We start from the raw sequence: 11,675 nt of genomic DNA, 5'->3' as shown, positions 1-11,675 counted from the left end.
AAGCATCGCCATATGGCGCGCCACAGCCTCGGAGCGCGCAGTCAGGCGTTCGTGGAACGCCTCGGAAGGCATTAGACCGCTAATCGCGGCTTTGTACAAGCGAGATGTGAATCGGGAGTGGTCCGCAGAAATCCGCTTTAAACGGCAGTTTTTCGGAGTGGGCGGGAGCTTGACTCGTCGATAGCCATCCTCTTCTCTTCGCGGATCGACCGGCCTGACCCGGCTGCAAAAAAGAAAGAAGAAAGTTTGGGAGTCGAACGAAATTTGTCGCCGACGCATGAGGCGCCCTATCGCGGCTTGCGCGTTCTCGATTTCGGCCAGGGGATCGCTTCGCCATATTGCGCGATGCTGCTCGGCGTCTACGGCGCCGAGATCATCAAGGTCGAACCGCCGGAAGGCGACTGGTCGCGTTACCTCGGAACGACCCACGGAAACCACACCGCGCTGTCTGCGGTCTACAATCGCGGCAAGCGCAGCCTGTGCCTCGATCTGAAGCACGCCGACGGCATTGCCATCGCCAAACGGCTCGCGCGGGATTGCGATGTGCTCATCGAAGGCTTCCGGCCTGGCGTTGCCGCCCGCCTTGGGCTTGGCTATGACGAACTCGCCCGCGACAACCCCGGCCTGATCTACCTCTCGGTCTCCGGCTTCGGGCAGCACGGACCTTACGCCAAGCGTCCGGGTTCGGATTCGGTCGCGCAGGCGTTTTCCGGCCTGGTGTCGGTCAATGTCGGCAGCGACAAGACCCCGCACCGGGTTGGCACCACCATCTCGGACGTCGCGACCGGGGTCTACGCTTTCCAGGCCATCGCGACCGCATTGTTCGCGCGGGCGGCCGTCGGCACCGGCCGCTGGATCGATGTCAGTCTCACCCAGTCGACGGCCGCGTTGCTGGGCCACAAGGTCGCCGAATATGTGCTGGAAGGCGGCGCCCCGCGCGCGCTCAACGTGCCGGCCGGATCCTATCAGACCACGGATGGCTGGCTGATGGTCACGCTTGTGAACGAGTCGCAGTACAAGCGCCTCTGCGCGGCGATCGGGCGAGAGGATCTTTCCAGCGATCCGCGCTTTGCGGATTTTGCCAGCCGCGCGGATTCGGCAGATGCGCTGATCCCGCAGGTGCGTGAGGTGTTCCTGAGCCAGTCGAGCGAAGCCTGGCTTACCCGGCTGCACGCGGCTGATATCATCGCCGAACGCATCCTCACGCCCGGCGACTGGCTGCACAATGTTCACGTCGAGGCGACCAAGGGCGCGGTCTGCCGGCAGACTCCCGGCGTTGGCCCGATCTACGCGCCGCGCACACCGGGCAAGCTGGGTCTTTCCGAAGATCAGTTGTGTCCCGCGCCGGATATCGGCGCGGACAGCCGCGAGGTGCTGCTGGACGCCGGGTTCGAGCCCGGCGCCATCGACGATTTGATCAAGTCCGGCGCCGTGCGTGTTCCACTACGCTAGAGCATGATCCGGAAAAGTGGGAACCGGTTTTCCGAAAAGATCATGCTCAAACAAAAAGCTGGAGCGGGATGACGGCTCGAAGAAAAGTCATGCCGCTCCAGGCCGCGCCGGCGCCGAACGATCAATCGACAAAAACCAACACCTGGAAAGGGGAAGCCATGGCAGGATTATATTTCGAGGAGTTCGAGGTCGGTCGCGAATTTCATCATGAATTCAGCCGGACCGTCACCGAGATGGACAATACAATGTTCAGCCTGCTGACGATGAATCCGCAGCCGCTGCATATCGATGCGCATTTCTCGGAAACCACCGAATTCGGCCAGCGGCTGTTCAACAGCCTCTATACCCTCGGCATCATGATCGGCATGAGCGTTTACGACACCACGCTCGGCACGACAATCGGCAATCTCGGCATGACCGACGTCAAGTTTCCGAAGCCGGTGTTTCACGGCGATACGCTGAAGGCCCACACCAAGATCATTTCCAAGCGCATCAGCAAATCGCGGCCGACGCAGGGTATCGTCGAGTTCGAGCACACCGCGACCAACCAGCGCGGCGAGGTGGTCGCAAGCTGTCGCCGCACCGGGCTGATGCATTGCAAACCGCAAGCGAAGGTGTGAGCCGATGCGATCATTCCTGTTCGTTCCCGGCGACAGCACCCGCAAGTTCGAAAGCGCGAAGAAGACCGCGGCCGACGCGCTGATCCTCGATCTCGAAGACTCGATCGCGCCGGACCAGAAGGTCGCCGCGCGCGGCATTACGCGCGAAATGCTCGATGCGCGCCATCCGAACCAGAAAATGTATGTTCGCGTCAACGCGCTCGATACCGGCCTGACGCTCGGCGACCTTGCCGCCGTCATGCCGGGCCGGCCCGACGGCATCGTGCTGCCGAAATGCGCGGGCGCCGCCGACGTCAATCATTTGGCACTGTATCTCGATGCGTTCGAGGCGGCATCCAGCCTCGAGCAGGGCAGCACAAGGATTGTCGTGGTCGCGACCGAGACGGCGCGGGCGGTTACAAAACTGTTCGACTTCGAGGGCGCGAGCCCGCGGCTGTGGGGCATGATGTGGGGCGCCGAGGACCTCGCGGCTTCGCTCGGCGCCTCGCGCAACCGGACGGCGGGCCGTGTTCACGGTCCGTTTTTGCTGGCGCGGGATCTCTGCCTGATCAGCGCAGCCGCGATCAGTGTCGTCGCGATCGATACCATCGCTACCGATATCGACGATCTGGTCGCGCTGAGGGAAGAGGCGATCGCGGCCCGGCATGATGGATTTCTCTCCAAGGCGGTCATTCACCCCAAGCATGTCGACGTCGTCAACGCGGCCTTCATGCCGACGGATGAGGAGATCGCGTGGTCCGAGAGGGTGATAAAAGCCTTCGACGACAATCCGGATACCGGCGTGGTCAAGCTGGACGGCAAGATGCTCGACAGGCCGCACCTTCGCGCCGCCATTAAGATCCTCGCCCAGGCGAAGCGCCCGATCTGAGAATGTCCGATTACGTCGGCGGGGATTCCGCGGGATCGGCCTCGACCATCGCACCTTCGGCGGGGAGCGTTTCGATCTCGCTTTCCGTAAGCCGGCCTCGCATAGGATCACGCCGCCGTGTTTGCCGAGATGCGGCGGGTAGTGCCGGATCGAGAGCGGCGTCTCGGACGAGGCGCTGGCCTCGAGGCGCGTTTCCGCGTCAAACGCCGTAAGTTTAATTCCTGTTCCGCTCGCCAGAATGCAACGATCCGCGACCTGCAACGTTTATGCCGGCGAACGTTGTGTAAGGAGGTTGTCATGTTCCGTAAAACGATGATTGCCCTCGCCACGGTGGCCGCGCTCGGTGCCCTTACGCCAACCGCGGCAGATGCCCGTGGGGGCTTCGGTGGCGGCTTCCATGGCGGCGGTTTTGGCGGCGGCTTCCATGGCGGCGGTTTTGGCGGCGGATTCCGCGGCGGCGGTTTTGGCGGCGGATTCCGCGGCGGCGGATTTCATCGCGGCTTTGGCGGTCGCGGGATTGGCCTAGGGATTGGCCTCGGGCTGCTAGGCGCCGGCGCCCTCTACGGCGCCTATGGCGCCTACGGCTACCCGGCCTATTACGATTATGATGACGGCTACGGCTACGGCTACGGCTACGGTGGCTGTGGCTACGGCTACGGTGGCTACGGCTACGGTGGCTGTGGCGCCCCCGGCTACGGCTACCCCGGCTACGGTTACGGCGGCTACGGCTACTGAAAATTTTGGCTTTGACCGCGCAATTCTCCGTGCAGGCGGTCAAAGCGGGCTACGAAAACGCACTCCGTGGAAGTGCTGAACCAAGAAGCGCAAGCGCGAGCCGAGGTAGGCCAGCGCCTCGTCGGGTTGCCCGAGGGTGATCTGTGAGTTCGGTCAATTTTAGACCTCAGGCCGCGTCAAAATCCAGGTCCGTTCAACCCTCAACAGCAGATATGCTGCGACTGCATCGGCTTGTCCGGTTCGTGCCACTTTCGGACTCATGCACGATAGATCCGGTGTTTCTCGATTCCGATGGTTCGCTCGCATTCGGCAAGACAAGCCTTGCAGTTGCTTGGCTCGAACAACTTCAAAAGAGCGGCAAATCCGTCACCACCTCAATATACGCACCCGTACCAGCGGCCTCGGGCTTTTTGATCGCCTCATCGAGAGTCCTGATCGCGAGGGCGATTATCCTTGGTCCTGTTGTTGGAGCATATTGGCCGGCCAATCATCTTTAACCGCATTAGTCGACGGACGACGCGCATAGCCGGTCGCATCGGATGTTTTTGCCGTCGGAACATGACTTTCGATCATCTTTTGCGAAAGTCGGCCATTTTCGAAATGCGGCGTCGGTCTTGCGAACGCGGACGCGCTACCGAGTAGGCTAAATGCAAGGCCCAGCGTTATCAACTTGTGACTGATGTTCATGTATCGTGCTCCAGACCCGCTTAATCGGCTACTGGGGCCGACGACCAGGGTCGTTTGTCCTGCTTCGCGTTGAGGTTTGTTCAATACCCTGAGGAGGAGACCGAACCAGCAACAGCTTCATTCCCGGGAGCAGGACATCTGATTACCCTGGGACAAAACCGGTGCTGTCAACTGATGTAGGCTCGCGGGTCTATTCGCACCAATAAATAGCGTTTTAGTATTTAAATGGCGTTTTAGGATCGCTCGAAATTCGAATTCCGTGATTGTTGGTAACGCCGTGCTTGTATTGCCCCAGCACCTTCCCAGCGATACTTAACGGCGTTGTTGGAGTGCCCAGTTCTGACGGAAGTCCCCTCTGATCGCCAACGATGTTACTTAGAAGATGAATGATAGGGCGAGAGGATCTGTATTTTGCCTAGCGCAGTAAGCGCAAAGATCCGGAAAAAATCCGTTCCATCCGGCAATTCCGTGAGGCGGAACAAAATTCCGCTTGCTTCGTGACCGGGCAAGCTTTCATGGTCGGCAACGACAAGCTCGCGACCGGCATCCTTGTGCTCCAAAAGCGTCTCGATGTCGCCAGACACGCGCATGCCGTAATCCGGGTCCTTCATTAAATGCCGCAAGATTCAAGCCTGGAAGTCGCTGGACGTATCGACGATTGGTGGTCGATCGCGAAAGGCAACGTGCTGGCCGACCCATTCGGGCCGATGGCGAGAGCCGGCCTGTTCCAGATCGGCCTGCCCGGCACGGGCGCGCTCGACAACTATCGCGCCATCGCGGCCGCCGAGCAGGCGATCGCCGCGAAGACCGGGCTGTTGGGGCTTGCGAGCGCGTTCGCCGGACGACAAATGGTGGCGCGTTTTTTCCTCGCCGGCTTTGGCAATCAGGAGCAGCGCGCCACATGGCTTCCGCGCGTGGCGGCGGGCGAGGTCTGCACGGTGATTGCGATCTCCGAGCCCGGCGCCGGCGCCCATCCGAAGCATCTGACGACGTCGGCCGAACCACGGGGCACCGGCTACATCGTGCGCGGCCGGAAGGCCTGGGTGACCAATGGTCCGATCGCCGATGTGTTTCTGGTGCTCGCCGTGACCGGGATCGAGGAAGGGCGCAAGCGATACGGGCTGTTTCTGATCCCGAAGGAGACAAAAGGCCTTTCGGTGAAGCCGATGCCGGCGCTGGAGGCGCTCGCGCCGGCGACGCATTGCGAACTGGAACTCAGGGGATGCGAGGTGCCGGCGACGGCGCGGATCGGCGATATGCTTGATGCCTATCCGGCGATGGCGCTGCCGTTTCGCGGTACCGAGGACACCGTCGGTACCGCCAACATGTCGGGGCTCTTGAACTGGCTACTCGAAAAATGCGCTGTGCACATCGAGCAAACGGAAGACAACGCCTTGCGGCTCGGCCGCCTCGCGGGTCTGGTATCGCTGGTGGACGCGGCAAGCCGGCTCGCGGTGGCGGCACTCGATGGCGAGGGGCCTGAGGTTCCGGCGCGGGTGATCGGCGTACGGCTGCTGGCACGGCAGATCGTCGATGAAATCCGCGAACTGCTGGCACAGGGCGCGCCGGCCGATGAATCGATTGCCCGTGCGCTCGGCGCCTACGATATTTTGTCTTCGGTTGCGCGCGAGCCCCGCAAGGTGCGGCAGGCGCGGCTTGGAAATTCCTTATGGAGCGTGAAACTGTGACCAACAATACTCTACCGGCGGATTCGATCGAGGCCGTCACCCGTGGGCTGGCATCGGCCGGATATATTGCCAGCAAGCAGATCGCGACCGCGATCTATCTCGCGGAGAAGATCGAAAAGCCCATTCTGGTCGAAGGCCCCGCGGGCGTGGGCAAGACCGAACTCGCAAAAGCGCTTGCGGCCTGGCGCGGGCTCAAGATGATACGCATGCAATGCTATGAAGGGCTCGACGAGGCCAAGGCGCTGTACGAGTGGAAGTACGCCAAGCAGCTGCTCTATACCCAGATCCTGAAGGACAAGCTCGGCGAAGTGCTCGGCGGCGCCGAGACGCTGTCAGCGGCGCTCGACAAGCTGCACGATTTCGGCGACGTGTTCTTCTCCAAGGAATTCGTCGAACCTCGCCCCTTGCTGCAGGCCCTGGAGCAGCCCAAAGGCTGCGTGCTATTGGTCGACGAGATCGACAAGTCGGACGCCGAATTCGAATCGCTATTGCTCGAGATCCTGTCGGACTACCAGGTCAGTATTCCCGAACTCGGGACCATTGTGGCGGGCGTGAAGCCGATCGTGATCCTGACCTCCAACGGCGAGCGCGACCTCTCCGATGCGCTCAAGCGCCGCTGCCTGCATCTGCATATCGGTTTCCCCGAGCAGAAGCTGGAAGAACGCATCGTCGAAAGCCGGGTCCCCGGGATATCGCAAACCCTGCGCACGCAGCTCGTCGGTTTCATCAACCAGGTCCGCGCGCTCGATCTGAAGAAGCTGCCCTCGGTCAGCGAGACCATCGATTGGGCGCGCGTGCTGGTCCTGCTGCAGTCATCGGAACTGGATCATGAAACCGTCAAGGACACCCTTAATGTGTTGCTGAAATACGAGGCCGACATCGAGACCACGCTGCCGCAGGTGACGACCTTCGTCGCCAGGGCCGGCCGGCAGGGCGTGTTCGGCTGATGCGCGAGGAGCTGCATCGCTTCTTCCGGGCGGCTCGCGGCGCCGGCGTTCGGGTATCGCCCGCGGAGAGCATCGATGCGATGAGGGCGGTGGCCGATGTCGGATTTGCCGACCGCGGCATTTTACGCGACACGCTGCTGCTGACGCTCGCCAAGAGCGAGGAAGAAAAGCAGGCGCTCGGCGACTGTTTTGATCTTTTTTTCAGTCAGCCCGAACCAGAACAAGAATCTGCACCGGAGGACTCCGACGAAACCAAGGAGCCGGATTCGAGCGCCAGCGAAGCCGAGCCGGGCAACGACGCTGGCGCGCCGTCGCCGGCGCTCGGTGATCTCGCGCAAATGCTGATGTCGCGCGACCGCAACGCGATCGCGGCGGCGATGGCGGCTGCTGCGAATGCCGCCTCGCTTTCCGACATCCGCTATTTCACCCAGCGTGGCATCTTCTCGACCCGGATTCTCGAGCAACTCGGCATCGAGCGCCTGCGCGACGATCTCGATGCGCTCACCGCGACCAATCCGGCGGAGGCCGAACGGCTCGCGGCTGCCCTGGAGGCGCTGCGCGAAAACGTGCGGGACGTCGTCAGCCAGGCCCTGCTGCTCTACGGGCGCGAGGAAGCCGAGAACCTGCGCCACGAAATCCTGCGCAACGCGCCGCTCGCCCGGCTCGAACGCCGGCAGGTCGAGCAGATGAAAGCGCTGATTCGCGCCATCGCGCGGCGGCTGCGCGAGCGATACAGCAAGCCCCGCAAGCGGCAGCGGCGAGGTCATCTCGATCTCCGGCGCACGCTGCGGCGCAACGCCGCCTGGGGCAGCGTCCCGTTCCTGATCTCCTGGAAACGCCGGCATCGCGACCGGCCCAAGATCGTGGCGCTCTGCGATGTCTCGGGATCGGTGGCGCAGGTCTCCGACTTCTTCCTGCTTCTGATCCACAGCCTGCATGAGGTGGTGGACGACGTGCGCTCGTTCGCGTTCTCCGGCCACCTGATCGAGGTCAGCGATATCCTCGACAAGAAAACGCCCGAGGAGGCCATGAGCGAGATCATGTCGAAGGTCGGATTCGGCTCGTCCGACTACGGCGGATCCCTGGTGGATTTCGAGAAGGATTTCATCAACACGGTGACGCCGAAGACCACCGTGATCGTGCTCGGCGACGCTCGCACCAACAACCTCGATCCCCGAGCCGATATCCTTCGCACCATTTCGGAACGCTCGAAGCGGCTGGTGTGGCTCAACCCCGAAGGGCGCATGGCCTGGGGCTGGGGCGATTCCGAAATGCCGCGCTACGCCACCTTCTGCACTGTCGTGCGCCAGTGCGCGACCGCAAAGCAGCTCGAACGGGCGGTGACGGATATCGTGGCGGCCTATCAATAATTCATTGAGCCGAACCGCCAGCGACAGGTAAAAGCCGGGCTGGCTGGAACCGCAGCGATTTTGGAAAGATGCCCATGAGAGACCCTGATTGTACCGTCACCCAGACTCTGGTCCGGGTGTTCCTCACCGTGCCGGTTCTGCTGGTACTCGCGTTTCCACAGCGACAGGCCGGTGCGGAGACCAAATATCCGAGCAAGCCGGTGCGGATCGTGCTGCCCTTCGCAGCAGGCGGCGTCGCCGACATTACCGCGCGGGTCATTGCCGAGAAGCTCAGCGGCAAGCTCGGGGGCCGCTTCTACATCGAGAACCAGCCCGGCGCCGGCGGCATCGCCGCGGCCCGAACCGTCATCTCTTCCGCGCCGGACGGATATACCCTGGCGCTGCTGTCCAACGGAACCGCGATCAGCGTCTCCCTGTTCAGCCATTTGCCTTACGACCCCCTGAAGGATTTCGCGCCGATTTCGAGCCTCGGCACTTTCGATTTCGTGTTCGCCACCAACGCGGACTCGGGATTCAAGACGCTGGCGGACTTCATCGCCGCGGCAAAGGCAAAACCCGGCACGCTCAATGTCGGGACCATCAATATCGGCAGCACGCAGAATCTGTCGGCGGAGCTGTTCAAGACCGCGGCGGGCATTGATTTCACCATCATTCCCTATCGGGGAACGCCGGAACTGCTTGTCTCGACCATGCAGGGCAACGTCGCTCTGATGATAGACAGTTACTCCTCCATGAAAGGGAATCTCGCCGAGGGGAAACTCCGGGCGCTGGCGTCGTCGGGACCGGTATGCTCGGAAAGCACGCCGGATCTGTCCACCTTGCAGGAAGCCGGCGTTGCCAATTACGACGTCGTCTCCTGGAACGCGCTGTTTGCTCCCGCTGCAACGCCGCCCGACATCGTCAAGACACTCAATCAGGCGCTGCAGGAAATACTCGGAGAACCAGAGGTGAAGAAGCGGCTGCTCGAGCTTGGTATCGAGGCGAGGGGCTCGACGCCCGAGGAGATCTCGGCGCGGCTGAAGTCCGATATCGACAAATGGCGGGCGGTGATCGAGAAGGCCGGTATCCCCAGGCAATAGCGGCGATAGGTCCTGCCCCGGGGCGTTGACTTGGGCTCGGTTTCGTCCTGATCTGGCCGCTCCATGAACCTCAAACAGCTCGAATATTTCGTGCAGGTGGCTGAGCTCGGCAGCTTCAGCAAGGCCGCCGTGGTGCTCGACATCGCGCAGCCGGCGCTGAGCCGGCAGGTTCGCAGCCTCGAGACGGAGTTGCACCAGCAACTGTTCCTGCGCAACGGCCGGGGCGTCACGCTGACGGACGCGGGCAAGCGGTTGTTCGACCACAGCGTCGCGGTGCTGCAGCTGATGGCGCATGCGCGCGAGGACCTCGGCGCGAGCCGCGACGAGCCGGTCGGGCGGGTCACCATCGGGCTGCCGCCGAGCATGGGCCGCCAGCTCACGCTGCCCTTGATCGACCGCTTCAAGAAGGAGCTTCCCGCGGCGCGGCTGGCGATCGTCGAGGGGTTGTCGACCCACATCGTCGAGTGGGTGACGACCGGCCGGATCGACATTGGCCTGGTCTACAACCCGGAGGCGCAGCCGGGGCTTGAGATCACGCCGCTGCTCCAGGAGCAGCTCGGATTGGTCAGTCATGCGCCCAAGGGCAAGCAGAAGCGAGCGGCCTTGCCGCCGCTGCCGATGAAGGAATTGTCGCTTTATCCGCTGATCGTTCCGGAGCGGATTCACGCCATGCGCCGGCTCTTGGATACCCAGGCGGCACTGGCCGGCATCAAGCTCGACATTGCCTGGGAAGTATCGAGCGTTCCGTCCATCATCGATCTCGTCTGCGCCGGCTACGGTTATGCGGTGCTTACCGCCAGCGGCGTGGCTGCGTCCGCCCGTTCCGGTGAACTGGTGACGCGCCGGCTCGTGGATCCCACCCCGGTCAGCGTGCTTTGCCTGGCGATCTCGGCGCACCGGCGCCCCACGCCGCTGACCCAGCACACGATGCGGCTGTTGACCGCCTTGGTGCGCGAGCTTCCCGCCTGACCATTTTCGGTATAGTTGGCGCCCATGAGCCATGCTGAATCGCGATAGCTGATATAGGGCGCGCGCCGCTGGCGCAGCGCAGGCAGGCTCGTCAAAGTGACTTCCGGCCGGGCTCGCCTGACACGCGGCGACAATCGTCCGAGCTGAACCATCTACAGGGCGAAACGACCGCCGGTCCGGGGAATTCGACCCGGTCGGCTCCAATCATTTCACGGTCCACCGGCCGGATTAAAAAGGGAGCGCGCCAGCATGCTTAGACGCAGCTTTCTCGGTGGTGCGGCATGCCTCGGTGCGATGTCGGCGGTTGCCGCGAGCCAATCGCGGGCGGCCGAGAATTCGGCTCCCGAAACGAAATCGATCCCTGAAATTCCAGGTCCGGACAAAAACACGAAAACGCCGGCCTTCAAAGTGCCTGCGGGTGCGGTCGACACGCATACCCATATTTTCGGTCCCGCCGCCGAATATCCGTTCTCGCCGACGCGGCCGTACACGCCCCCCGACGCACCGCTGGCGATGTTTCGTGCCCTGCATGAAAAGATCGGCGTCAAGCGTGCCGTGATCGTCAATGCAACCCTGCACGGGTTCGATAATCGGGTCGTCACGGACGCCATCGCGCTGAGCGACGGCAAATATAAGGGCATCGCGAATATCAATAGTGCGATGTCGGAGGCGGATCTTTTGGCCCTCGACAGGGCCGGGATACGCGGGTGCCGCTTTGCCTTCCTCAAGCGGCTGGGCGGTATTGGCGACATGAACGCTTTCAGGCGGCTTGTCGAACGGGCCGCCGCGATCGGCTGGCATGTCGATATCTATCTCGAGCCGGGAAGCATCCGCGAGTTCACGCCGATCCTGACCGCGCTGCCGACCACCTATGTCATCGATCACATGGGCACGATCGCCGCCGCCAAGGGTCTCGATGACCCCGAGTTCAAGGCGCTGCTCGAGCTTCAGAAGAACGACGAGAAGTGCTGGGTCAAGATTACAGGGCTTGAGCGTACGTCGGCGTCAGGGCCTCCGTTCCGCGACTCGGTCACGTTCGCCAAGAGCCTGATCGACAACGCGCCGGACCGCGTGATCTGGGGGACGGATTGGCCGCACCCGAATGTCAAGATCATGCCGAATGACGGCGATCTGGTCGATCTCATTCCGTTGTACGCACCCGAGCCCGCGATCCAGCGTAAGCTCTTGGTCGACAATCCCGTACGTCTGTTCAAATTCTAGATTAGGGCGAGAAGAGCGAAGTGTGGGCATGTCGGTAGG

General features: G+C 62.4%; 12 protein-coding genes. 10 read left to right on the top strand and 2 right to left on the bottom strand.

All coding sequences use genetic code 11. From position 1 onward, the window contains the following. Positions 1-246: 246 nt before the first annotated feature. From B5525_RS42710 to B5525_RS45190, 4 genes are all read left to right on the top strand, one after another. Complete coding sequence (locus B5525_RS42710) at positions 247-1,452, top strand: CaiB/BaiF CoA transferase family protein (RefSeq protein WP_172900092.1); 1,206 nt, start codon at positions 247-249, stop codon at positions 1,450-1,452. 158 nt (positions 1,453-1,610) lie between these two features. Further along, positions 1,611-2,072 (top strand): MaoC family dehydratase, encoded by a 462-nt coding sequence (locus B5525_RS42705; RefSeq protein ID WP_079574508.1) that lies wholly within the window; start codon positions 1,611-1,613, stop codon positions 2,070-2,072. Between the two features lie 4 nt (positions 2,073-2,076). Beyond that, on the top strand, positions 2,077-2,940 hold the full coding sequence (locus B5525_RS42700) for an HpcH/HpaI aldolase/citrate lyase family protein (RefSeq protein WP_079572500.1): 864 nt from the start codon (positions 2,077-2,079) through the stop codon (positions 2,938-2,940). 297 nt (positions 2,941-3,237) lie between these two features. Further along, positions 3,238-3,675 (top strand): hypothetical protein, encoded by a 438-nt coding sequence (locus tag B5525_RS45190; protein ID WP_197687893.1) that lies wholly within the window; start codon positions 3,238-3,240, stop codon positions 3,673-3,675. A gap of 447 nt (positions 3,676-4,122) precedes the next feature. Here the strand turns inward: B5525_RS45190 and B5525_RS45185 are convergent, their stop codons facing one another. After that, entirely contained in the window at positions 4,123-4,362 is a 240-nt protein-coding gene (locus B5525_RS45185) for a hypothetical protein (protein ID WP_154073762.1), read from the bottom strand. A 371-nt stretch (positions 4,363-4,733) separates the two neighbouring features. Then, a complete protein-coding gene (locus B5525_RS42690; RefSeq protein WP_079572498.1) occupies positions 4,734-4,973 on the bottom strand; it encodes a hypothetical protein in 240 nt (79 codons plus the stop codon). A gap of 3 nt (positions 4,974-4,976) precedes the next feature. On the opposite strand from B5525_RS42690, the gene B5525_RS42685 reads away from it, so the two are divergent. From B5525_RS42685 to B5525_RS42660, 6 genes are all read left to right on the top strand, one after another. After that, positions 4,977-6,050: an acyl-CoA dehydrogenase family protein gene (locus tag B5525_RS42685; protein ID WP_079572496.1), complete on the top strand. Its 1,074-nt coding sequence runs from the start codon at positions 4,977-4,979 to the stop codon at positions 6,048-6,050. Then, positions 6,032-6,997 carry an AAA family ATPase gene (locus tag B5525_RS42680; RefSeq protein WP_079572494.1) on the top strand — a complete coding sequence of 322 codons (966 nt, stop codon included), beginning with the start codon at positions 6,032-6,034 and terminating at the stop codon, positions 6,995-6,997. The genes B5525_RS42685 and B5525_RS42680 overlap by 19 nt, the downstream gene beginning before the upstream one ends. Next, a complete protein-coding gene (locus tag B5525_RS42675; protein ID WP_079572492.1) occupies positions 6,997-8,367 on the top strand; it encodes a vWA domain-containing protein in 1,371 nt (456 codons plus the stop codon). The genes B5525_RS42680 and B5525_RS42675 overlap by 1 nt, the downstream gene beginning before the upstream one ends. Positions 8,368-8,441: 74 nt before the next feature. Further along, positions 8,442-9,446, top strand: a complete 1,005-nt coding sequence (locus B5525_RS42670; protein WP_079572490.1) for a Bug family tripartite tricarboxylate transporter substrate binding protein — start codon at positions 8,442-8,444, stop codon at positions 9,444-9,446. 63 nt (positions 9,447-9,509) lie between these two features. After that, the gene (locus B5525_RS42665) at positions 9,510-10,415 is read left to right on the top strand and encodes a LysR substrate-binding domain-containing protein (RefSeq protein WP_079572488.1); all 906 of its coding nucleotides are present in this window, start codon (positions 9,510-9,512) and stop codon (positions 10,413-10,415) included. Between the two features lie 249 nt (positions 10,416-10,664). Then, positions 10,665-11,636, top strand: a complete 972-nt coding sequence (locus tag B5525_RS42660) for an amidohydrolase family protein (RefSeq protein ID WP_079572486.1) — start codon at positions 10,665-10,667, stop codon at positions 11,634-11,636. The last annotated feature ends 39 nt before the right edge of the window (positions 11,637-11,675 follow it).

The organism is Bradyrhizobium erythrophlei (assembly GCF_900129505.1).
GTDB classification, from domain to species: domain Bacteria; phylum Pseudomonadota; class Alphaproteobacteria; order Rhizobiales; family Xanthobacteraceae; genus Bradyrhizobium; species Bradyrhizobium erythrophlei_D.
The sequence above is the reverse complement of the archived record's forward strand: the minus strand, read 5'-3'. Positions and strand labels throughout refer to the sequence as shown.